This is a genomic window from Streptomyces sp. NRRL S-1022 (genome assembly GCF_000720135.1).
Taxonomy (GTDB): Bacteria; Actinomycetota; Actinomycetes; order Streptomycetales; family Streptomycetaceae; genus Streptomyces.
Map to the genome: position 1 here is coordinate 35,588 of NZ_JOIU01000039.1, position 21,473 is coordinate 57,060.

General features: G+C 72.3%; 24 protein-coding genes and 1 tRNA gene. 7 read left to right on the forward strand and 18 right to left on the reverse strand.

All coding sequences use genetic code 11. From position 1 onward, the window contains the following. Nucleotide 1 precedes the first annotated feature (1 nt). The 4 genes from IG05_RS0137685 (at nucleotide 2) to IG05_RS0137700 (ending at nucleotide 5,988) form a co-directional block, all read left to right on the forward strand. Nucleotides 2-1,513, forward strand: a complete 1,512-nt coding sequence (locus tag IG05_RS0137685; protein WP_030348625.1) for a bifunctional glycosyltransferase family 2/GtrA family protein — start codon at nucleotides 2-4, stop codon at nucleotides 1,511-1,513. Continuing rightward, a complete protein-coding gene (locus IG05_RS0137690; protein ID WP_199808454.1) occupies nucleotides 1,510-3,681 on the forward strand; it encodes a glycosyltransferase family 39 protein in 2,172 nt (723 codons plus the stop codon). The genes IG05_RS0137685 and IG05_RS0137690 overlap by 4 nt, the downstream gene beginning before the upstream one ends. Before the next feature lie 54 nt (nucleotides 3,682-3,735). Next, the gene (locus IG05_RS0137695) at nucleotides 3,736-5,121 is read left to right on the forward strand and encodes an MFS transporter (RefSeq protein ID WP_234336190.1); all 1,386 of its coding nucleotides are present in this window, start codon (nucleotides 3,736-3,738) and stop codon (nucleotides 5,119-5,121) included. Nucleotides 5,122-5,229: 108 nt separating this feature from the next. After that, nucleotides 5,230-5,988: a TetR/AcrR family transcriptional regulator gene (locus IG05_RS0137700; protein ID WP_030348628.1), complete on the forward strand. Its 759-nt coding sequence runs from the start codon at nucleotides 5,230-5,232 to the stop codon at nucleotides 5,986-5,988. A gap of 200 nt (nucleotides 5,989-6,188) precedes the next feature. Here the strand turns inward: IG05_RS0137700 and IG05_RS0137705 are convergent, their stop codons facing one another. From IG05_RS0137705 to IG05_RS0137720, 4 genes are all read right to left on the reverse strand, one after another. Further along, entirely contained in the window at nucleotides 6,189-6,659 is a 471-nt protein-coding gene (locus IG05_RS0137705) for a PPOX class F420-dependent oxidoreductase (protein ID WP_030348629.1), read from the reverse strand. Between the two features lie 55 nt (nucleotides 6,660-6,714). Further along, nucleotides 6,715-7,536, reverse strand: coding sequence for a YceI family protein (locus tag IG05_RS0137710; protein WP_030348630.1), 822 nt, complete (start codon nucleotides 7,534-7,536; stop codon nucleotides 6,715-6,717). 104 nt (nucleotides 7,537-7,640) lie between these two features. Next, the gene (locus IG05_RS0137715) at nucleotides 7,641-10,184 is read right to left on the reverse strand and encodes an MFS transporter (protein WP_030348631.1); all 2,544 of its coding nucleotides are present in this window, start codon (nucleotides 10,182-10,184) and stop codon (nucleotides 7,641-7,643) included. Nucleotides 10,185-10,197: 13 nt separating this feature from the next. After that, on the reverse strand, nucleotides 10,198-10,692 hold the full coding sequence (locus IG05_RS0137720) for a MarR family winged helix-turn-helix transcriptional regulator (protein ID WP_030348632.1): 495 nt from the start codon (nucleotides 10,690-10,692) through the stop codon (nucleotides 10,198-10,200). Nucleotides 10,693-10,896: 204 nt separating this feature from the next. Here IG05_RS0137720 and IG05_RS0137725 point away from each other — a divergent pair, with 204 nt between their 5' ends. Beyond that, nucleotides 10,897-11,088, forward strand: coding sequence for a hypothetical protein (locus IG05_RS0137725; protein ID WP_030348633.1), 192 nt, complete (start codon nucleotides 10,897-10,899; stop codon nucleotides 11,086-11,088). 16 nt (nucleotides 11,089-11,104) lie between these two features. On the opposite strand, the gene IG05_RS46095 is transcribed toward IG05_RS0137725, so the two are convergent. The 9 genes from IG05_RS46095 to IG05_RS42825 form a co-directional block, all read right to left on the reverse strand. Next, nucleotides 11,105-11,848, reverse strand: a complete 744-nt coding sequence (locus IG05_RS46095; RefSeq protein WP_199808455.1) for a hypothetical protein — start codon at nucleotides 11,846-11,848, stop codon at nucleotides 11,105-11,107. Between the two features lie 49 nt (nucleotides 11,849-11,897). Continuing rightward, a complete protein-coding gene (locus IG05_RS0137735) occupies nucleotides 11,898-12,839 on the reverse strand; it encodes an RNA polymerase sigma factor SigF (protein ID WP_030348635.1) in 942 nt (313 codons plus the stop codon). Between the two features lie 334 nt (nucleotides 12,840-13,173). After that, nucleotides 13,174-14,037: an RNA polymerase sigma factor SigF gene (locus IG05_RS0137740; protein ID WP_030348636.1), complete on the reverse strand. Its 864-nt coding sequence runs from the start codon at nucleotides 14,035-14,037 to the stop codon at nucleotides 13,174-13,176. Between the two features lie 198 nt (nucleotides 14,038-14,235). Next, entirely contained in the window at nucleotides 14,236-14,538 is a 303-nt protein-coding gene (locus IG05_RS0137745; protein ID WP_030348637.1) for a Dabb family protein, read from the reverse strand. A gap of 9 nt (nucleotides 14,539-14,547) precedes the next feature. Then, the gene (locus IG05_RS0137750) at nucleotides 14,548-14,727 is read right to left on the reverse strand and encodes a hypothetical protein (protein WP_014673639.1); all 180 of its coding nucleotides are present in this window, start codon (nucleotides 14,725-14,727) and stop codon (nucleotides 14,548-14,550) included. A 155-nt stretch (nucleotides 14,728-14,882) separates the two neighbouring features. Beyond that, nucleotides 14,883-14,967, reverse strand: a tRNA-Ser gene (locus tag IG05_RS0137755). Nucleotides 14,968-15,035: 68 nt separating this feature from the next. Further along, nucleotides 15,036-15,467 (reverse strand): tRNA adenosine(34) deaminase TadA, encoded by a 432-nt coding sequence (gene tadA, locus IG05_RS0137760; protein ID WP_030348638.1) that lies wholly within the window; start codon nucleotides 15,465-15,467, stop codon nucleotides 15,036-15,038. An 80-nt stretch (nucleotides 15,468-15,547) separates the two neighbouring features. Then, a complete protein-coding gene (locus IG05_RS0137765; protein ID WP_030348639.1) occupies nucleotides 15,548-16,087 on the reverse strand; it encodes a hypothetical protein in 540 nt (179 codons plus the stop codon). Nucleotides 16,088-16,390: 303 nt separating this feature from the next. Further along, the gene (locus tag IG05_RS42825; RefSeq protein ID WP_037815500.1) at nucleotides 16,391-16,633 is read right to left on the reverse strand and encodes a hypothetical protein; all 243 of its coding nucleotides are present in this window, start codon (nucleotides 16,631-16,633) and stop codon (nucleotides 16,391-16,393) included. Between the two features lie 96 nt (nucleotides 16,634-16,729). Here IG05_RS42825 and upp point away from each other — a divergent pair, with 96 nt between their 5' ends. Then, nucleotides 16,730-17,365 (forward strand): uracil phosphoribosyltransferase, encoded by a 636-nt coding sequence (upp, locus tag IG05_RS0137775; RefSeq protein ID WP_030348641.1) that lies wholly within the window; start codon nucleotides 16,730-16,732, stop codon nucleotides 17,363-17,365. A 27-nt stretch (nucleotides 17,366-17,392) separates the two neighbouring features. Here the strand turns inward: upp and IG05_RS0137780 are convergent, their stop codons facing one another. Both IG05_RS0137780 and IG05_RS0137785 read right to left on the reverse strand, forming a co-directional pair. Next, on the reverse strand, nucleotides 17,393-18,031 hold the full coding sequence (locus IG05_RS0137780; protein ID WP_234336191.1) for a LytR C-terminal domain-containing protein: 639 nt from the start codon (nucleotides 18,029-18,031) through the stop codon (nucleotides 17,393-17,395). Nucleotides 18,032-18,130: 99 nt separating this feature from the next. Continuing rightward, complete coding sequence (locus tag IG05_RS0137785) at nucleotides 18,131-18,427, reverse strand: type II toxin-antitoxin system VapB family antitoxin (RefSeq protein ID WP_004943146.1); 297 nt, start codon at nucleotides 18,425-18,427, stop codon at nucleotides 18,131-18,133. A gap of 113 nt (nucleotides 18,428-18,540) precedes the next feature. Between IG05_RS0137785 and IG05_RS0137790 the strand changes: the two genes are divergently transcribed. Next, a complete protein-coding gene (locus tag IG05_RS0137790) occupies nucleotides 18,541-20,094 on the forward strand; it encodes a helicase HerA-like domain-containing protein (RefSeq protein ID WP_030348643.1) in 1,554 nt (517 codons plus the stop codon). 52 nt (nucleotides 20,095-20,146) lie between these two features. Here IG05_RS0137790 and IG05_RS50115 read toward each other — a convergent pair whose 3' ends face one another. The 3 genes from IG05_RS50115 to IG05_RS0137805 form a co-directional block, all read right to left on the reverse strand. Continuing rightward, nucleotides 20,147-20,272, reverse strand: a complete 126-nt coding sequence (locus tag IG05_RS50115; protein WP_267883338.1) for a hypothetical protein — start codon at nucleotides 20,270-20,272, stop codon at nucleotides 20,147-20,149. Nucleotides 20,273-20,327: 55 nt separating this feature from the next. Continuing rightward, a complete protein-coding gene (locus IG05_RS0137800; protein ID WP_030348644.1) occupies nucleotides 20,328-20,648 on the reverse strand; it encodes a hypothetical protein in 321 nt (106 codons plus the stop codon). Between the two features lie 94 nt (nucleotides 20,649-20,742). Then, the gene (locus tag IG05_RS0137805) at nucleotides 20,743-21,423 is read right to left on the reverse strand and encodes an HdeD family acid-resistance protein (RefSeq protein ID WP_030348645.1); all 681 of its coding nucleotides are present in this window, start codon (nucleotides 21,421-21,423) and stop codon (nucleotides 20,743-20,745) included. Between the last annotated feature and the right edge of the window lie 50 nt (nucleotides 21,424-21,473).

Consider the following 21,473-nt stretch of genomic DNA (forward strand, 5'->3'; position numbering starts at 1 on the left):
CATGCGAACCGACTCTTCTCCCGGCACCCTGCCGGCGCGGGAGCACCTCCCGGCCACAGACGCCGGAACGCCTGTCCTGGACGTAGTGATCCCCGTGTACAACGAGGAGAAAGACCTCCAGCCGTGCGTCCGCAGACTGCACGAGCACCTCACGCGCACCTTCCCGTACGCGTTCCGCATCACGATCGCGGACAACGCCTCAACGGACACCACCCCGCTGGTGGCGGCGCGGCTGGAGGCGGAGATCCCCGAGGTCGCCCACGTCCGCCTGGAGCAGAAGGGGCGGGGGCGGGCGCTGCGGACGGTGTGGTCCGCGTCCGAGGCGCCGGTCCTCGCCTACATGGACGTCGACCTGTCCACCGGCCTCAACGCCCTGCTGCCGCTGGTGGCGCCGCTGATATCCGGCCACTCCGACCTGGCGATCGGCTCCCGGCTGGCCCGCGCCTCCCGGGTCGTGCGCGGCCCCAAGCGGGAGTTCATCAGCCGGGCCTACAACCTGATCCTGCGCGGTTCGCTCCAGGCCCGCTTCTCGGACGCGCAGTGCGGCTTCAAGGCGATCCGGCGCGATGTGGCGCAGGTGCTGCTGCCGCTGGTGGAGGACACCGGCTGGTTCTTCGACACCGAGATGCTGGTGCTGGCCGAGCGGGCGGGCCTGCGGATACACGAGGTGCCGGTCGACTGGGTGGACGACCCGGACTCCACCGTGCACATCGTGAAGACGGCCGCCGACGACCTCAGGGGCGTGTGGCGGGTCGGCAGGGCACTGGCCACCGGCTCGCTGCCGCTGGACCGGCTGACCCGGCCCTTCGGTGACGATCCGCGCGACCGCGACCTGACCGACGTGCCGGGGGGCCTCGCCCGCCAGCTGGTCGGCTTCTGCGTGGTCGGCGCCCTGTCCACCCTCTTCTACCTGCTGCTGTACAGCGCGTTCCGGCAGTTCGCCGGCTCGCAGCCCGCCAACGCGCTCGCGCTGCTGGTCTCCGCGGTGGCCAACACGGCCGCCAACCGCCGGCTCACCTTCGGCGTGCGCGGCCGGGGCGGCGCGGTCCGGCACCAGGCGCAGGGCCTGGTCGTCTTCGGTATCGGCCTCGCCCTGACCAGCGGTTCGCTCGCCGCCCTGGACGCGGCGGGCGGCAGCCCGGCCCACTCGACCGAGCTGGCGGTGCTGATCGCGGCCAACCTGGCGGCGACCGTGCTGCGCTTCCTGCTCTTCCGCGCCTGGGTCTTCCCGGACCGCGGGGAGGCCGCGCCGGCCCCGGTGCCCGCCGCGCACACCCCGTCCGCGCCGGCGTACCGGCCCACGGCGCCGCACGCCCCGCTGCCGCACCGCCCGGTGCCGTACCAGCAGCGGACGTCCGCGCGGCCGTCCGGAGAGCCGTCCGGACAGCCGTACCCGACCACCCGTTTCCGCGCCGGTGAAGCCGCGGACGACACCTGGAGGGGCACCACCGACGCCACCATGCGGTTGCAGCCGGTGCACCCTCACGACACCGACCCGGAGGACGCCCGATGACCGGTACGACCGTCTGGGGGCCGCCCCCGACCGCGCCCCCGCACGCCCCCGGGGCCGGGGAGGCCGGGCTGCCGTTCCCGCGCCGCATGTGGCGGGGCCGGCCCGAGGACCCACGCTGGGCCCGCCCGGCCCTGCTCGGCCTGCTGGCCGCCACCCTGCTGCTCTACCTGTACGACCTGAGCGCCTCCGGCTACGCCAACTCCTTCTACTCGGCGGCCGTCCAGGCGGGCAGCGCGTCCTGGAAGGCGTTCTTCTTCGGCTCGCTGGACGCGGGCAACGCCATCACCGTCGACAAGCCGCCGGCCGCGCTGTGGCCGATGGCGCTGTCGGTGCGGATCTTCGGCCTCCACTCGTGGGCGATCCTCGCGCCCGAGGTGCTGATGGGCGTGGCGACCGTCGCCGTCGTGTACGCGGCCGTGCGCCGCCGGTTCAGCCCCGCCGCCGGTCTGATCGCGGGTGCGGTGCTCGCGCTCACGCCCGTCGCGGCGCTCATGTTCCGGTTCAACAACCCGGACGCCCTGCTGGCCCTGCTGATGTCCGTGGCCTGCTACCTCGTCGTCCGGGCCGTGGAGGACGGCCGGACGAAGTGGCTGGTGTGGGCCGGGGTCGCGATCGGTTTCGCGTTCCTCGCCAAGACGCTCCAGGCGTTCCTGATCCTGCCGGCGCCGGCGATCGTGTACGCGGTGTGCGCGCCGGTGTCGTTGCGGAAGCGGTTCGGGCAGCTGGCGGCGGCGACGCTCGCGCTGGTCGTGTCCGGCGGCTGGTGGGTCGCGGTCGTCGAACTGTGGCCGGCCTCCTCGCGGCCGTACATCGGCGGTTCGCAGAACAACAGCTTCCTGGAGCTGACCTTCGGCTACAACGGGCTCGGCCGGCTCAACGGCGAGGAGACCGGCAGCGTGGGCGGCGGTGGCGGCGGTGGCGGCACCGGCATGTGGGGCGAGACCGGCTGGAACCGGATGTTCGACTCCGAGGTCGGCGGCCAGATCTCCTGGCTGCTGCCGGCGGCGCTGATCCTGCTCGCCGCCGGCCTGGTGGCCACGCGCAGGCTGCGCAGGACGTCCGTCACCCGCGCCGCGTTCCTGGTCTGGGGCGGCTCGCTGCTGACGACCATGGCGGTCTTCAGCTACATGGCGGGGATCTTCCACCAGTACTACACCGTGGCCCTCGCCCCCTACCTCGCGGTCGTCGTCGGCATGGGCGCCGGGCTGCTGTGGGAGCGGCGGCGCGAGCCGTGGGCGTCGATCACGCTCGCCGGGTCCGTGGTCGCGGCGGCGGCCTGGGGGTACGTCCTGCTCAACCGCACCCCCGACTACCTGCCCTGGCTGAAGTGGCTGGTCCTGGTCGGCGGGCTGGTCGCGGCGCTCGGCCTGGTCTTCGCCGGCCGGCTCGCCCGGCAACTGGCCCTCGGGGCGGCGGCGGTGGGCCTCGCGGCCGCGCTGGCCGGCCCGACGGCGTACACCCTGAGCACGCTCCAGGAGGGCCACACCGGTTCGATCGTCACGGCCGGTCCGGCGGTTGCCGGGGCCATGGGCGGCCGGGGCGGCGGTCCCGGTGGCGGTGGCGGTATGCGGGGTGGCTTCGGCGGCGGCGTGCCGGGCGGGCAGAACGGCCGGCAGGGGCAGCAGGGTCAGCAGAACCAGCCGGGCAACGGTTTCCCGGGCGGAGGTTTCCCCGGCGGTGGCGTGCCGGGCGGGCAGAACGGCCGGCAGGGGCAGCCGGGGCAGCAGAACGGCACCGGCACCGGCAACGGCTTTCCCGGTGGCGGCCCGATGGGCGAGCGCGGTGGCGCCGGGGGCGCCGGCGGCCTGCTGAACGGCGCCCGCGTGACCTCCGAGGCCAGGAAGCTGCTGGAGGAGGACGCCGGGTCGTACACCTGGGTCGCCGCTTCCGTCGGTTCCCAGAACGCGGCCAGTTACCAGCTCGCCACCGGTGACCCGGTCATGGCGATCGGCGGCTTCAACGGCACCGACCCCTCCCCGACACCGGCGCAGTTCAAGAAGTACGTCGCGGAGGGCAGGATCCACTACTTCATCGCCGGCGGCGGCATGGGCGGCGGCGGCAACAGCGGTACGGCCTCCCGGATCAGCTCCTGGGTCCAGAGCACCTTCACGAAGGTGACGGTGGGATCGGCCACGTTCTACGACCTCACACGGAAGGCGAGCGACTGAGGCGACGGGGCAACGCGTTGTACACCGTATAGCGTTCGCTATACGGTGTACGGCATGTCGACATCCCAAGGCCATCCCCAGCGCTGGCTGATCCTCGGCGTCATCTGTCTCGCGCAGCTCACCGTGCTGCTCGACAACACCGTCCTGAACGTGGCCATCCCCTCGCTCACCCGCGAACTGCACGCGAGGACCTCCGACATCCAGTGGATGATCAACGCGTACTCCCTGGTGCAGTCCGGTCTGCTGCTCACCGCCGGCAGCGCCGCCGACCGCTACGGCCGCAAGAAGATGCTGATCACCGGGCTCGCCCTGTTCGGCGTCGGCTCGCTCGTCGCCGGACTCGCCGGCGGCACCTCCCAGCTGATCGCCGCGCGGGCCGGCATGGGCGTCGGCGGCGCGCTGCTGATGACCACCACGCTGGCCGTGGCCATGCAGATCTTCTCCCCCGAGGAGCAGCCGAAGGCGATCGGCATCTGGAGCGCGGTCAACGCGCTCGGCTTCGCCGGCGGCCCGCTGATCGGGGGCTTCGTGCTCGACCACTTCTGGTGGGGCGCGATCTTCCTGATCAACCTTCCGGTCGCGGCGCTGGGCCTGGTCGCCGTGGTGGTCCTCGTCCCCGAGTCCAAGAACCCGCGCGGCGACCGCCCGGACCTGCCGGGAGCGGTGCTGTCCACCATCGGCATGGCCGCGCTCGTCTACGCGATCATCTCCGGACCGGGCCACGGCTGGACGTCGGCGCGGGTGCTCGCCACGGCGGCCGTGGCGGTGCTGGCGCTGGGTGCCTTCGCCCGGTGGGAGAGCAGGGCCGAGGAGCCGATGCTCGACATCCACTTCTTCCGGGACCGGCGGTTCACGGGTGCGGTCGCCGGGGCCGTGCTCATCGTGTTCGGCATGGGCGGCGCGCTGTTCCTGCTGACGCAGCACCTGCAGTTCGTCCTCGGCTACGCGCCGCTGGAGGCCGGGCTGCGCACCGCCCCGCTGGCGCTGACGGTGGTGGTGCTCAACTTCAGCGGGCTGTCGGCGAAGTGGTCGGCGCGGCTGGGCACGCCGGCGTCGATCGCGCTCGGCATGATCTGCATGGCCGGGGGTCTGGTGTCCATCGCCGAGGTGGACAGCGGGGGGTATGCGGGGACGCTGCTCGGGCTGCTGCTGATCGGTGCGGGGTGCGCGGTGGCGAATCCGGCGATGGCGCACGCCATCATGAGCGCGATCCCTCCGGAGAAGGCGGGGGTGGGGGCCGGTATCAGCGGAACGCTGGCCGAGTTCGGGAACGGGCTGGGTGTCGCCGTGCTGGGCGCTGTGCTCAGCTCTTCCGTGGCGTCGGGGGAGTCGTTGTCCGCCGCACTGGGCGCGGGGCAGCTGGTGGGGGCCGGCGCGGTGCTCGTCGGGGGGTTCCTGGCGGCCGGATTGCTCCGGCGGGCGGAGCGGGTGTCCGCCTAGCGGCCCGGGGGACGGGGTAGTGGGCGAGAGCGGGTGCGTTGTGGCTGGTCGCGCAGTTCCTCGCGCCCCTAGGTTGGGACAGTGAGCGCAAACGAGGAAGGGCCGCCGGTGACGAAGCAGGCAGGTCGGTCGGCGCGGGACAGTGTGTGGCGGGAGGGCAGGGTCCGGCGCGGCGGGCGCAGCGGGCAGCCGTCCGGGCTCGACCGGGAGCGGATCACCGAGGCGTCCGTACGGCTGCTGGACGCGGAGGGGCTCGCCAAGTTCTCCATGCGGCGGCTGGCGGCCGAGCTGAACGTCACCGCGATGTCCCTGTACTGGTACGTCGACACCAAGGACGACCTGCTCGAACTCGCCCTGGACGCGACGTACGCCGAGCTGCGGCTGCCGGACGCGGACCAGGCGGACGGGGACTGGCGCGAGCAGCTGCGGGCGCTGGCCGTCGCGTACCGGGGGCTGCTGGTCCGGCATCCCTGGCTGTCCCCGCTGGCCGGGCGCTTCCTGAACATCGGCCCGAACGCGCTCGCGTTCTCGCGCGTGGTCCAGCGGGTCGTCCGCCGGGCGGGGCTGCCGGCGCACGGGGTGACCGGGGCGATCTCGGCCGTCTTCCAGTTCGTGTACGGCTTCGGCACGATCGAGGGGCACTTCCAGGCCCGGATCGCGGACACCGGGCTCTCCCCGGAGGAGTACTTCGAGCAGGCCATGTCCATGGTGGACGAGGTCCCCGGCACCGCCGACGTGATGAAGGAGTCCAAGGACCTGATGGCTGCACGGGGCGGTGACACGGTGGGCGAGATGCTGGACCGCGACTTCACCTTCGCCCTGGACCTCCTGATCGCCGGCATCGAGGCGATGGTCACCCGCGGCTGACCACTCCCCCGACGCCCCCGCTACCAGCCGCACCCGGACTCCGTCCGTCGGCCGGGTGCCGGGGGTGGTCAGGTGTCGGTGGTCAGGGCGGGCCGGGAAGCCGCCCGTGGCCACGGGTCCCCAGCGGTGGGGGTGGTCAGGTGTCGGTGGTCAGCCGCGCCCGGAAGCCGGCCGTCGCCACGGGTCCCCAGCGGGGGTGGTCAGGTGTCGGTGGTCAGGCGGGCCGGGAAGCCGCCCGTGGCCACGGGGCCCCAGCGGTGGGGGGTGACGCGGATGACGGACTTGCCCTGCCTCAGCATGGCCTGCCGGTACTCGTCCCAGTCGGGGTGTTCGCCGGCGATGTTGCGGTAGTACTCGACCAGCGGTTCCACGGAGTCGGGGGCGTCGACGACCTCGGCCGTGCCGTCGATCTGGACCCAGGGGCCGTTCCACTCGTCGCTCAGCACGACCAGGCTGACCCGGGGGTCGCGCTGGGCGTTGCGGGTCTTGGCCCGCTCCGGGTAGGTGGAGACGACGATCCGGCCGGAGTCGTCCACTCCGCAGGTGAGCGGGGACGCCTGCGGGGAGCCGTCGGCCCGGCGGGTGATCAGCAGGGCGCGGTGGCGGGGTCGTACGAAGTCCAGCAGCTCGTCCAGCGATACACGGGTGTTGGTAGCGATGTTCGGTGCCATGGGGGCAGCCTAGGGGCAGTGGGTGCCCCGGTGGCTGACCCCGCTGTGCCTACGTCTACGCCTGGGGCAGCGAGTCGCCCTGGACGGCCTGGATGTCCAGCTCCACCTTCAGCGTGGTGCCGATCGCGGCGATGCCCGCCTGGAGGACCTGGTTGTAGTTCATGGCGAAGTCCTCGCGGTGCAGTTCGGCGGTGGCCCGGAACGCGGCGCGGGTGCCGCCCCAGGGGTCGGCGCCGGTGCCGAGGTAGGCGAGGTCCAGGTCCACCGGCCGTACGACCCCGTGCAGGAACAGTTCGCCGTGGACCGTCCAGCGGTCGGAGCCGGCCTGGGTCACTCCCGTGGAGCGGTAGGTGATCTCCGGGTGCCGTTCGACGTCGAGGAAGTCCGCGGAGCGCAGGTGCGTGTCGCGCATGCCGTTGCCGGTGTCGACGGAGGCCGCCCGGATCACCGCCTCCACGCGGGACTTGGCGACGTCGTCGGGCGCGATCTCGATGGTGCCGCCGAACTCCGTGAACCGGCCGTGCACGCTGGAGATCCCGAGGTGCTGGGCGACCGCGGCGACGGAGGAGTGCACCGGGTCGATGGTCCAGGGCCCGGGCGGCGGCAGCTCGGTGCCGCCCTGCCGGGCCAGCGTCACCGTGCCGACCTCGGCCCGGCCGCTCGCGGTGACGATCGCGCTGCACGCGGCGGGCGCGTAGCCGACGGCGGTCACGATCACGGTGTACGCGCCCGGCGCCAGCTCGGTGGTGTCCCGTACGGCCCCCTCGGCGTCCGCCTCGGCCCGCAGCACCTGCGTGCCGGTCGTGTCGGTCACCGTGACGACCGCGTGCGACACGGCCCACCCGTCCCGCGTACGGATCTTCGCGGTCAGTCCCATCCCGTTTCTCCCTGAAAAAAGCTCAAAAAATGGTCGTATGAGACCGGCCCGCGGCGGGCGCGCCCTTCGCTCAGGGCGCGCACCGCCACGGGCCGGGGTGTGGACTACTCGCCGGGGTGGGCGAGTTCGATCTCGTGACCGTCGACGCCGGGGCCGGACACGGTCAGCGCGGTGGCCACCGGCGGGTAGCCGGTCGCGATGACGGTGTAGTCGCCGCCGTCCAGGTCGGTGAAGGCGTACGCGCCGTCCGCGCCCGTGGTGGCGGTGCCGACCACGTTGCCCGCCTGGTCGACGAGGGTCACCCGGGCATCGGCCAGCGGACCGTGCGGGGCCCGGACGACACCCTGGAGCCGGGCACCGGCGTCCAGGTCGACCTCGACGCGGGTGACGCCGGTGGCGCCGACCTCGACCGGCAGGGCGCGCGGCCGGAAGCCGCTCGCGTTGACCGCGACGGTGACCGTGCCGGGCACCAGGTCGGTGAGGGCGAAGTCGCCCTGCTCGCCGGTGGCGGCGGTGGCCAGCAGGTCGCCGCGCACATCGGTGACGATGACCATGGCGTCCTTGACCGGCAGCGCGCTCCCGGCGGCCCGGACCACACCGGTCAGCCCGCTGGTGCCGCTCAGCAGGATGTCGTACGACAGCGGTTCCTCGCCCACCACGACGGTGGAGGCCTGCGGCTGGTAGCCGTCGGCGGAGGCGATCAGGACGTACGACCCGGTGCCGGGGGCGTCGAGCGCGTAGGAGCCGTCGGCCTGGGCGACCGAGCGGCCCAGCTGGCGGCCGGACAGCGAGATCAGGGTGACCGCGGCCTGCGGGACCGGGGCGCTCTCGGCGCCGCGGACGAAGCCGTGCACCGGGGTGCCGCCACCGGTGCCGGGCTCGGCGACCGTGGCGACGGCGCTCGGCACGGTGGCCGTGGTGGCCGTGGTGCCGTTCTCGCCGACGACCGGGGTGGCCCAGGCGGGCACCCGCTCGGGGGCCGGAGCCGCGGCCGGAGCCTGTGCCTCGGCGACGGCCGGCGCGGCGGCCGGGTCGGTCACGGGGGCGTCGGTCTCGGCGGCCTGGGCGAGCCCGCCCAGGGTCTTCAGCGGGACCTCCTTGATGAACAGCGTGATCAGGAAGGCGACGGCGGCGAGGCAGCCGGCGATGAGGAAGACGTCGGCGATGCCGTGGCCGTAGGCGCTCTCCAGCAGCGTCCGGATCGGCTTCGGGAGCGCGTTCATGTCCGGGATGCTGTCGGTCGAACCGGAGCCGCCGGCCAGGGCCTTCTGGTACTTCGGGCTCAGGTCGGCGACGCCGTCCTGGACGTAGTGGGTGATCCGGCGGGACATCACGGCACCCAGCGCGGAGACGCCGACCGCACCGCCGAGGGAGCGGAAGAAGGTGACCGTGGAGCTGGCCGAGCCGAGGTCGGAGGGCGCCACCTGGTTCTGCGTGGCGAGCACCAGGTTCTGCATCATCATGCCGATGCCGAGACCCAGCAGGGCCATGAAGATGGCCATCTTCCAGTAGTCGGTGTCGTACCGGATGCCGCCGAGCAGCAGCAGGCCGGCCGTGACCAGGACGCCACCGCTGACCAGCCACGCCTTCCAGCGGCCGGTGCGGGTGATGAACTGGCCCGAGACGGTCGAGGAGACGAACAGACCGCCGATCATCGGGATGGTCAGGACGCCCGACATGGTCGGGGACTTGTCGCGGGCCAGCTGGAAGTACTGGCTGAAGAAGACGGTGCCGGAGAACATCGCGACACCGACGAACAGCGAGGCGAGCGACGCCAGGGTGATCGTGCGGTTCCGGAACAGGCGCAGCGGGATGATCGGCTCGCTCGCCCTGGACTCGACGAGCACGAACAGCGCGCCGAGGACGATCGAACCGCCGACCATCGCGTAGGTCTGCCAGGACAGCCAGTCGTACTTGTCACCGGCGAAGGTGACCCAGACCAGCAGCAGGGAGACGGCGGCGGAGATGAGGGTCGCGCCGCCCCAGTCGACCTTGACCTCCCGCTTGACCACGGGCAGGTGCAGGGTCTTCTGCAGCACGATCAGCGCGATGATCGCGAAGGGCACACCGACGTAGAAGCACCAGCGCCAGCCCAGCCAGGAGGTGTCGGTGATGACACCGCCGAGCAGCGGGCCGCCGACGGTGGCGACGGCGAAGGTGGCACCCAGGTAGCCGGAGTACCGGCCGCGCTCGCGCGGGGAGATCATCGCGGCCATGACGATCTGCGCCAGGGCGGACAGACCGCCGACGCCGATGCCCTGGAACACCCGGAAGGTGATGAGCATGCCGGGGTTCTGCGACAGGCCGGCCGCCATCGAGGCGACCACGTAGATGATCAGGGCTATCTGGACGAGAGCCTTCTTGCTGTACAGGTCGGCGAGCTTGCCCCACAGGGGAGTGGCCGCGGTCATGGACAGCAGGGCGGCGGTGACCACCCAGGTGTAGGCGGACTGGCCGCCGCCGAGGTCCCCGATGATGTGCGGCAGGGCGTTGGAGACGATCGTGGACGACAGGATCGCCACGAACATGCCGAGCAGCAGCCCGGACAGGGCCTCCATGATCTGCCGGTGCGTCATCGGGGCATCGCCGTGGGAGCCTCCCCCGTGCTTGGCGTGAGCCCGCACACCGGCTGGTGTGGTCGTTGCCATGGGCTTCCTTCTCTTATGTGCTTGCGGGTGTACGGGTGGTCTCGTGCGATACGGGTTCGGGGAGCCGGAGCGGGGCGGACCGGCAGTCGCCGAAGGACGCGCGCAGGCGCGTCATCAGCCGGATCAGCTCGGTGACGTCCTCGTCGGTCCAGTCCGCCAGCCGCTCGGCGAGCAGATGCGTGGTCCGCCGGGACAGCTCGTCGAGCTGCTCCAGGCCCGTGGGCGTCAGGCGCAGGATGCGCGAGCGCTTGTCCGCGGGGTCCGGGTGCCGTTCGATCCAGCCGCGTGCGGCGACGTGCGCGACATGCCGGCTGGTGACCGACATGTCCACGGCGAGCAGCTCCGCGAGCTTGCTCATGCGCATGCCGCCGTGGCGGCCGAGCAGCGTCAGCACGGCGGCCGAGCCGGCCGGGCAGTCGTGGGGCAGGATCCGCCCCATGTCCCGTTTCACGGCTCCGACGGCGCTGAGCTGACGCGCCAGCTCTTCGAACTGCGTCTGCCCGGCCATCACACCTCCCGTATCGTTGCTTAGGGCAACCATAAACGTGCTTGGTTGCTGCAGGCAAACAAATCCGGGAGGGGCGGCGCAAAAACTTGGCAAAGGCAAGTATTGCGAACGTAAATACGCAGGCGGCTGCGGGTGGCGTGCCCCCGTCTGTCCCGGTGGCCCCGCACTTGGGTCGGTCCCCCGGATTCGCTAGGGTCTCGGGGCATGGTTAACACCCAGGGCCCCCAGGGCAATTACGACCCCGCAGGCAGCACCCAGATGTTCCGCGCGTTCGTCGACGAGGCCCCCCAGGGGTGCCAGCAGCAGGCAGCTCCCTCCGGCCCCCGCATCGGGCTGATCATCGGCATCGTCGTGGCGCTCGCCGTGGTGGCCGGCGTCGCCTGGCTGGCGATGTAACGAGGGCCCGCAGGGGTCACTTCCACTCGACGGACACGTCCCGCGTCTCGATGTGCATGCCGAGCGGCACCCGCCAGGCATCCACGCACACCGTCCACGCGGGGTCCCGGCGCGCCCCCGGCGCGAGCGGCACGGGCAGCTCCACGGTCGACCCGACCGTGCCCCAGTCGACGCCGAGCGCGCCGATGATGTGCGTCCCCAGCGTCACCGAGCCGGAACGCACCGCCGTACCGCCGGAGTTCCGGAAGACCACGGTCACCCGCTGGCACCAGCGCCGGCCGGTGTCCTCGGTTTCCGGGCTGCCCCAGGAGAGGGCGGCGGGAGTCGCGGGAGGCGGCGTACGGCTCCCGGCCGGGCCGGGCGAGGCCGCCGGCGGTGTCGTACGACCGCTCCGGGTACCGGCGGGGGCCGGGGTGCCGGGGGTGGCCGTCTCCACCGGGCCGGCAGGCGCGGCCGGGCCGGGCCGCGCGGGTGCGGCGGAGCCCGTGTCACCGGGCCGGGCCGGACCGCTCGCCGCCGGCGAGGAGCGCGCCGCGCGCGGTGTCCCCCCGTCGAGCGGCACCAGCGTCACCGAACCCGACGGCCGTACGGCGGTCGGGCCGCCCCCGCCGGCGCCGACCGCGGTGTAACCGCCGCCCGGACCGCCGCCGCACGCGGCCAGTGCCCCGCCCAGACAGACGACGGCCGCCGACGCTGCCGTAACGGCGCCTCGGCGGCCATGCGTCCATGTCGTCGTACGAAGGATCCCGGTACGCAGCATCCGGTCATGGTGACTGACGTATCGTCAGACCGGAAGCCGCTGTCGTGGCTCAGTCCGAGATCAGGCCGTCCCTGAGCTGGGCCAGCGTCCGGGTCAGCAGGCGGGAGACGTGCATCTGGGAGATGCCGACCTCCTCGCCGATCTGCGACTGGGTCATGTTGGCGAAGAACCGCAGCATGATGATCCGCCGCTCCCGGGGCGGGAGCTTGGCCAGCAGCGGCTTGAGGGACTCGCGGTACTCCACGCCCTCCAGGGCCGTGTCCTCGTAGCCGAGCCGGTCGGCCAGGGAGCCCTCGCCGCCGTCGTCCTCGGGGGCCGGGGAGTCGAGCGAGGAGGCGGTGTAGGCGTTGCCGACCGCGAGGCCGTCGACCACGTCCTCCTCGGAGACACCGAGCACGGCGGCCAGCTCGGGCACCGTCGGCGAGCGGTCCAGCTTCTGCGACAGCTCGTCGCTGGCCTTGGTGAGCGCCAGGCGCAGCTCCTGCAGCCGGCGCGGGACCCGCACCGACCACGAGGTGTCGCGGAAGAACCGCTTGATCTCGCCCACGACCGTCGGCATCGCGAACGTCGGGAACTCCACGCCCCGTTCGCAGTCGAACCGGTCGATCGCCTTGATCAGGCCGATGGTGCCGACCTGGACGATGTCCTCCATCGGCTCGTTGCGCGAGCGGAACCGGGCCGCCGCGTAGCGCACCAGCGGCAGGTTCAGCTCGATCAGGGTGTCCCGGACGTAGGCCCGCTCGGGGCTGTTCTCGTCCAGCGCGGCCAGGCGCAGGAACAGCGAGCGGGACAGGGTGCGGGTGTCGAGGTTCGCCGTGGCCTGCGCGGCCGGGACAGCTTCGGCGGCCGGGTCGGCAGCCGGGGACGGCACGGCTTCGAGGGCCGTGACACCCTCGAAGCCGTCGAGGACGTCGAGAGCGTCGAGCTCCTTGGGCGCTGCCTCGCTCAGCGTGGGCGTCAGCACCTTCGAGCTGCCCTGGTCTGCGGACATGCCACCCCCTTTGGGTCGCGGGACGGTCGCGGCGGCGCTGTCTTCACGAGCAACGCAGCCCTCACCTGAATACCGGAGCCGGAGCCACGGCAAACGCGCTTCCCGCAGAATGTCACATGTCGGCAACGCGCTGTACCGACATGTCGACACATCAGATCCGAATCGGCCCTGCAAAAAGGGGTGCTGACGGTATTTCGGGGCCCAACTGCCACAACTGCCCTGGTGAGCGATTCGCTCGCGCCGGTTACGGCCCGATCGGGTTTGCGATGCAGTGCCGTTCGAACCGTGCTTCCGTGCGCCTGCTATGCACCAGCCGCCACGGACTCTGCTGCCGCTACGCGTCGATCCGATTTGCGGAACGCAGTCGCTGGAAGCTACGGGCGAGCAGTCGGGAGACATGCATCTGGGAGACGCCGAGTTCCGCGCTGATCTGTGACTGGGTGAGATTGCTGTAGTAGCGCAGAAGGAGGATGCGCTGTTCTCTCTCCGGGAGCTGGACGAGGAGGTGGCGGACCAGGTCGCGGTGTTCCACGCCGTCCAGGGCCGGGTCCTCGTAGCCGATCCGGTCCAGCAGGCCGGGCAGTCCGTCGCCCTCCTGGGCGGCCTCCAGCGAGGTGGCGTGGTACGAGCGTCCCGCCTCGATGCAGCTGAGCACCTCCTCCTCGCTGATCCGGAGCCGCTCGGCGATCTCGGCGGTGGAGGGGGAGCGGCCGTGGAGCGTGGTCAGGTCCTCGGTGGCGCTGTTGACCTGCACCCACAGCTCGTGCAGCCGGCGCGGGACGTGGACGGTGCGGACGTTGTCCCGGAAGTACCGCTTGATCTCGCCGACCACGGTGGGCATCGCGAAGGTCGGGAACTGCACGCCCCGGTCGGGGTCGAAGCGGTCGATGGCGTTGATCAGCCCGATGGTGCCGACCTGGACGACGTCCTCCATGGGTTCGTTGCGGGAGCGGAAGCGGGCGGCGGCGTAGCGTACGAGCGGGAGGTTCGCCTCGATCAGCGCGCCCCGCACGCGGTTGTGCTCCGGCGTGCCCGGGGTGAGCTCCTTCAGCTCGGCGAACAGGACCTGGGTCAGGGCGCGGGTGTCGGCGCCCCGGCGCTTCTCGGGGGCCGGTGGGTCCGGTGGGTCCGATGGGGCACATGGGGTCGGAGTGGGCGCCTCTTCCTGGGGCGGCGCAGTACTGGCCGACAAGGTCAACGCCACCTCTTCATCGGTCAATCATCCGTCAAAAGCGGTCATAGCATCACAAGACATGTGCACTGTGTGCAAGCACCCGATAACCCCGTGTTGTGTTTCAAACTCCGTCAACTCGGGGTAAGCAGTGCCCGAAAAAGCCCCCCGCCGGAAAGGGCGGGGGGCTTGTCGCGCGCGGCGGGTGCGGGTGCGGGGGCCGGGTTACTGTCCGGCGATCTCGTAGTCGGCGATCACCCAGGTGGCGAACTCGCGCCACAGCGCGACGCCCGCCTGGTGGGCCGGGTGCTCCAGGTAGCGCTTGAGGGCGTCGGCGTCCTCGACGGCCGAGTTGATCGCGAAGTCGTAGGCGATCGGCCGGTCGCTGATGTTCCAGGCGCACTCCCAGAAGCGCAGCTCCTCGATCAGGCCGCCGAGCGCCCGGAAGGCCTCCACGCCCGCCACGACCCGCGGGTCGTCACGCTCGACGCCCTCGTTCAGCTTGAACAGGACCAGGTGGCGGATCATGGGGGTACCTCAGCTCTTTCCTCCGTGGGCGACCCAGGTCATGAAGTCGCCGACGGCCTTGGCCGCGTCCGAGATGCCCTCGAACCCTATCTGGACGTAGTCGGCCGCCTTGGCCGGGTCCGTGATGATCACGTACAGCGCGAAGACCACGAGCACGTACACGGCGATCTTCTTGGCGTTCACCGCCACCGCGGCCTCCCCTGTGCCAGTGCCCGAAGGCCCCTGCCTGCCGGCGGCGAGTGTAACCTTCGGACCTTCTCGTACGGCCAACCGCCCGCCCGGGCGCGGGCGTTGTGCCCGGAACACGCGAAAGGCCCCGCGCGTCGGCGGGGCCTTCCTGCAAGCGGTAGCGGAGGGATTTGAACCCTCGGTGACTTGCGCCACACTCGCTTTCGAGGCGAGCTCCTTCGGCCGCTCGGACACGCTACCGAGGGAGACCCTACAGCAAGGTGGGGCGAGGTTTGAAATCGATGGCGGGCGCCCCGTCGGTGACGCCGTCAGCGGTCCCGGAAGAAATCGGTGAGAGGCCGGGCGCACTCCGCCGCGAGCACGCCCTCGATGACCTCCGGGCGGTGGTTGAGCCGCCGGTCGCGCACCACGTCCCACAGGGAGCCGGCCGCGCCCGCCTTCTCGTCCCGGGCGCCGTAGACCACCCGGTCCACCCGGGACTGCACGAGCGCGCCCGCGCACATCGTGCACGGCTCCAGCGTGACGACGAGCGTGCACCCGGTCAGCCGCCACTGGCCGAGCCGGGCCGCGGCCCGCCGGATCGCGAGGACCTCCGCGTGGGCCGTCGGATCACCGGTGGCCTCCCGCTCGTTGTGCCCGGTTCCGAGCACCGTCGTACCGTCCGGGGACAGCACGACGGCGCCGACGGGGACGTCCCCGCCCCGGACGGCCAGTTCGGCCTCGGCCAGGGCGTGCCGCATCGCGGCGCGCCAGCGGTCCCGTACCGGATCGGGCGCGCCCCGCGGGATCCGCCCCGTGGGCAGCGGGTCCTGTGGCGTGGTCAGCGGACGGTCTCCAGCACCTCCGAGGCGCCCAGGGCCTCGGCGATCGTGTTCAGCGCGTCGTCGGCGTCCAGGGCGCGCAGCTCCTTCTCGCTGATGCCCAGGTCGTCGAGGATCTCGCTGTCGCCCACCGGGCTGTGCGGCACGGCGTCGGCGGCGACGCCGCCCTCCTCCTCCTCGTCGGCTTCGTCGGACTCCCCGTCCTCCGTGCCGTCGAGGTCCAGGGCGTCCAGGTCCGGGCCGTCGTCCGTCCCGGGCTCCCGGCCGAGCAGTTCGTCGGTGAGCAGCAGCTCCCCGTACGCGCTGCGCTGGGCGGCGGCGGCGTCCGAGACGTAGATGCGAGGGTCGTCCTCGCCGTCCACGCGGACGACACCGAACCAGGAGTCCTCCTGCTCGATCAGGACGAGCACCGTGTCCTCGTCGGGAGAGGCTTCCCGGGCCAGGTCGGCCAGATCCGACAGGGTCTCCACATCGTCCAGCTCTGTGTCGCTCGCTTCCCACCCGTCTTCGGTGCGCGCGAGCAGTGCGGCGAAGTACACCGTGACTCTCCCACTGGTCATAGGCGTGCCGGTTTGGGGGTCCCCCCGGCGGAGGTACTGGGCGGGGAGAGCCTGGGCTCCGAGCCCCACCCACTCGGAATCGTGGCAGAAACAAGGCCTCAAGGGGACGTCTTCGGCTCCCTGTGTCTGGCTGTTTCGATCGCGGATCCGTGATCGGCTCACCAGCGCGCTCATTGCCGCCACCTGCGGATCGTACGCGGCTTTGCCCGGGCTCACGCACGCCCGCCTCCCCAACACCGGCGCGTGCGTGGATCTTCCGCTGTGCGGCGGTGTCCCGCACGGCTACCAGCGGAACGTTCGCATCCGCATCGCGTGGCGCAGCCGGGCGGCCTTGGCGCGCCGGGGCTGCACCCGGGCGCGCAGGGCGCGGGCCTCGGCGAGTTCGCGCAGGAACCGGGCGCGGCGCCGCCGGCGCTCGGCCTCGCTCTCGGGCTTGTCGGGATCGGTCCTCGCGGACCGCACGGCGGGGCCGGTCGGGTAGCCGGTCCCGGAGGCGTCCGCGGGCAGGTCAGGCTGGTCGGACACGTCTCACCACCCCACTCACGTCGTCTACCGCCTTCCCCCGACGGCGGGTTTGACGCCAGCGTGAGGGTGGCCGGTGGCGCAGGTACCGTTAGGGGCATGCGTCTCCATGTCGTCGACCACCCCCTGGTCGCTCATAAGCTCACCACGCTGCGCGACCGGCGCACCGACTCCGCGACCTTCCGGCGGCTCGCCGACGAACTGGTCACCCTGCTCGCCTACGAGGCGACACGGGACGTGCGCACCGAGGCCGTCGACATCCATACCCCGGTCGCGCAGACCACGGGCGTCAAGCTCGCCCGGCCCCGCCCGCTGGTGGTGCCGATCCTGCGGGCCGGCCTCGGCATGCTGGACGGCATGGTGCGGCTGCTGCCGACCGCCGAGGTGGGCTTCCTGGGCATGATCCGCAACGAGGAGACGCTGCAGGCTTCCACGTACGCCTCGCGCATGCCGGAGGACCTCTCGGGCCGTCAGGTGTACGTCCTCGACCCGATGCTGGCCACGGGCGGCACGCTGGTCGCGGCGATCCAGGAGCTGATCAAGCGCGGCGCCGACGACGTCACCGCCGTGGTGCTGCTGGCCGCGCCGGAGGGCGTCGAGGTCATGGAGCGGGAGCTGGCGGGTACGCCGGTCACCGTGGTCACGGCGGCCGTGGACGACCACCTCAACGAGCTCGGGTACATCGTGCCGGGCCTCGGCGACGCGGGGGACCGGCTCTACGGGGCCGCGGAGTAGTCCGCCCGCCCCTGCCGGGGGCGCCGTTCAGCAGGACTTCTTCGGCGTGGCCGTGGGCTGCGGTTCGGTCAGGGCCGTCATGGTCCGGTCGGCGGCCGCGCGGCCGGCCAGGCCCTTGAAGGCGTCCCCGATGATCAGGTCCAGGTCGGCGCCCTTGCGGCCGTCGGCGCGTGCTTCCGCGCCGGCGAGCTGGGCGCCGAGGACCCGCAGGGAGGTGTCCTGGGCGGCGGGGGCGCCGAGGAGTATCCCGGTGCCCTTCACCTTCTTGTCGTACTGCTTCGACGCGTTGCCCACGTTGCCGATTTTGAAGCCGCGCTTCTTCAGCTCGTCCGCGGTGCTCTTGGCCAGCCCGGAGTGCTTGGTGGCGTTGTAGACGTTCACGGTGATCCGGCCGGGCTCGGGCAGGGGCTTCACCCGGGCCACCGGGGCCGCCGCGGCCTTGGTCCGGCAGTGGGTCCCGGCGCCGGCCGCGGTGGACGTGTCGCCGCCGCCCGTGAAGACGTCGATGAGCTGCAGGGTGCCCCAGCCGACCAGGCCGAGCACGGCGGTGGACGCCACGACGGCGGCCGCGAGCCTGCCGCGCCGCCGGGGGGGACGCATCCGAGGGTATTTGTCCCCCGTGATCCGGTACTGGCCGCCCATGCCGGGAGGAGTCAGCATGCTCATGAGCGCAGCGTAGTGCGCCTGAGCGTGCGATGCCTATCAGATGATCAGTCGATGCCACCCGGCGGAACCCGAAAGGGGCAACGGCCGCGCCGTGTGGGGTCAGTCGAGTTCGAGCACGCGCGCGTGCAGCACCTGGCGCTGCTGCAGGGCGGCGCGGACCGCGCGGTGCAGGCCGTCCTCCAGGTACAGGTCGCCCTGCCACTTCACGACGTGCGCGAAGAGGTCGCCGTAGAACGTCGAGTCCTCCGCCAGCAGGGTCTCCAGATCGAGCTGCTGCTTGGTGGTCACGAGCTGATCGAGGCGGACCGGGCGCGGCGCGACGTCCGCCCACTGCCGGGTGCTTTCCCGGCCGTGGTCGGGGTACGGCCGGCCGTTTCCGATGCGCTTGAAGATCACACGGAAAGCCTACCGGTCAAGACGTTCCGGGCGCAGCCATGGCGGCGGAGTGCAACGCTTGAAAAGATGGAGCAATTCCGGCAAATGGGCTACTACGGGAACGGGGGCCGGAGATGAGCGACAGGGAGACCGTGCCGCCGGCCGGGCCCGAGGGGGCCGGTGCGCTGCCCGCCGGGGCGCGGGAGATCGCCTCGGGTTACGCCTTCACCGGTCCCGCGCTCGACCTCGGCGCCCTGCTGTGGGACGGCGCGTGCCACCCCGGCGTGTCGGTCCGGGTCCCGCTGCCGGTGCTCAACCGGCACGGCCTGGTCGCGGGCGCCACCGGCACCGGCAAGACCAAGACCCTCCAGCTGATCGCCGAACAGCTGTCGGCGCAGGGCGTGCCGGTGTTCCTCGCGGACGTCAAGGGCGACCTCTCCGGCATCGCGCGGCCGGGACGGCCGGACGACCGGGTGCGCAAGCGGTCCGGGGAGGTCGGCCAGGAGTGGGCCCCGGCCGGTTTCCCGGCGGAGTTCCTCGCGCTCGGCGGCCTCGGCCACGGCGTCCCGGTGCGGGCCACCGTCACCAGCTTCGGCCCGGTGCTGCTGGCCAAGGTGCTCCAGCTGAACCACACCCAGGAACAGTCCCTCGGCCTGATCTTCCACTACGCCGACACCAAGGGCCTGGAGCTGATCGACCTCAAGGACCTGCGCGCGGTCGTCGCCTTCCTCACCTCCGACGCGGGCAGGGCCGAACTGCGGGACATCGGCGGCCTGTCCGGCGCCACGGCCGGGGTGATCCTGCGCTCGCTGACGGCCTTCGAGGCGCAGGGCGCGGCGGACTTCTTCGGCGAGCCGGAGTTCGACACGGCGGATCTGCTGCGCACGGCGCCGGACGGCCGGGGGATCGTCTCGGTCCTGGAACTCCCCGCCGTCCAGGACAGGCCCCTGCTGTTCTCGACGTTCCTGATGTGGCTGCTCGCCGACCTCTTCCACGACCTGCCCGAGATCGGCGACGCCGACAAGCCCCGGCTGGTGTTCTTCTTCGACGAGGCGCACCTGCTGTTCCACGACGCCTCCCGGGCGTTCCTGGACTCGATCACCCAGACCGTCCGGCTGATCCGCTCCAAGGGCGTCGGCGTCTTCTTCGTCACCCAGACCCCCGAGGACGTGCCCGGCGACGTCCTCGCCCAGCTCGGCAACCGCGTCCAGCACGCCCTGCGCGCCTTCACGCCCGACGACCACAAGGCCCTGCGGGCGACCGTGCAGACCTTCCCGAAGTCGGCGTACGACCTGGAGGAGCTGCTCACCGGCCTGGGCACCGGCGAGGCCGTGGTGACCGTGCTGAGCGAGACCGGCGCCCCGACGCCCGTCGCCGCCACCCGGCTGCGCGCCCCGGAGTCCCTGATGGGCCCGGTCGATGCGGCCGGACTGGACGAGACGGTCCACGCCTCCCCGCTGCACGAACGTTATGCACAGGCTGTGGACCGCGAGTCGGCGTACGAGAGGCTGGGCGCCGCGCGGCCGGCACCCGAGCCCGAGGCGGCACCCCGGGAGAAGGAGGAGCCGTCGCTGGTCGAACAGGTCGTCGCCAGCGGGATGTTCAAGTCGCTGGCCCGCTCGGTCGGCACCCAGCTCGGCCGCGAGATCACCCGCTCCCTGTTCGGCACGGCCCGCCGGCGCCGCTAGCGCACCGGCCCGGCGGAGGCGGGGGCCGCCCCCCGCCTCCGCCGGGGGCCGTTCAGCGGGCCCGGTCCTCCGGGGGCCGCTGCGGCTGCGGGGCGCGCTGGTCGGGCCTTGCGGCCGTACCGCGCCGGGCCTCCGCGCGCAGCAGGGCGCGCAGGACGGCGTAGGGATCATGGGACATGGCTGTGCTGCTCCTTGCGTCGAGCCGGCTGACCTCGCGGGGGGACGCGGGTCCGTCAGCAGCGCAGGACCACCGTGCGCAGCAGGAACGGGGTGCCCGGCGTCCGCGGCACGGCGGGGCGCGGGCGGGCCGCCGGGAGCGCGGGTGCCGGGGCGGGCAGGGGGGCGGGGCGCTCGGGTACGTCGGCCCGGTGGACGGCGCGGCAGGGCGGCCGGAGCGCCGGGCAGAGGGTCTCGTGCTCGGCGGTCTCGGCGGCCACCGACAGGTACGGGGCCGCCTGGGCCGACAGGTGGGCGCCGGGCACCCACAGGGCGAGGAGCAGCACGCACACGCGCAGCCAGGTACGGCTCCGGGGGGTGCTGCTGCTCCTGCTCACACCGGCTGTCTGCCCGGGGCGGGCGGCGCGGGCTGCACGCCGGGTGCGAGATCCGCCCGCTCGGCGTACCCGGGACCCGCGTGGTTGACGGCCGTCACAGCGCCTGCGGCACACGGCCGGCCCGGTGGCGGATGCGCATCGCGGTGACGATCTCCGCGATGCCGACCGCGACCAGCCAGATCCCGCTGACGAGGGTGAGTACGGCGACCGACTCGAACGGCGAGTCGATGAGCACGATCCCGGCGACGAACGTGAGGATCCCGAGCAGGATCTGCCAGCCCCGGGCCGGCATCCGGGAGTCGTGCGCGGCGGCCAGGGTCTGGGTGATCCCGCGGATCAGCCAGCCGATGCCGATCCACAGGGCGAGCAGCAGGATCGACTGCATGGGGCCGCGGAAGCAGAACAGGCCCAGCAGGATCGACAGCGCACCGCTGATGAAGGCCAGCACCCGCAGCGAGGTCGCCCGGTGCGTGCCGAACGCCGACACCAGCTGCAGGATCCCGCTGTAGACCAGGTACAGGCCGAACAGCACGCCGGCGGCGAGCAGGGAGGCGTGCGGCCAGACCAGCACGAGGACGCCGAGCACCAGGGAACCGATCCCGGTCAGCAGCACGACCTGCCAGGCGGCCCGGGACAGGGCGTGCAAGGGGCCCTCGAACGGGGGTTCCGGCTCGTGGTGCCCGCGGTACGGCTCCGCCGCGGGCCGCCCACGGGGAGCCTCCCCAGCGTGCACATGCCGATCGTCGTACTCCCTGTCCCTTTCGGGACCGCCCATGGGCTGTCTCTTATACACATCTGACGCTGCCGACGAATAGAGAGGTGTAG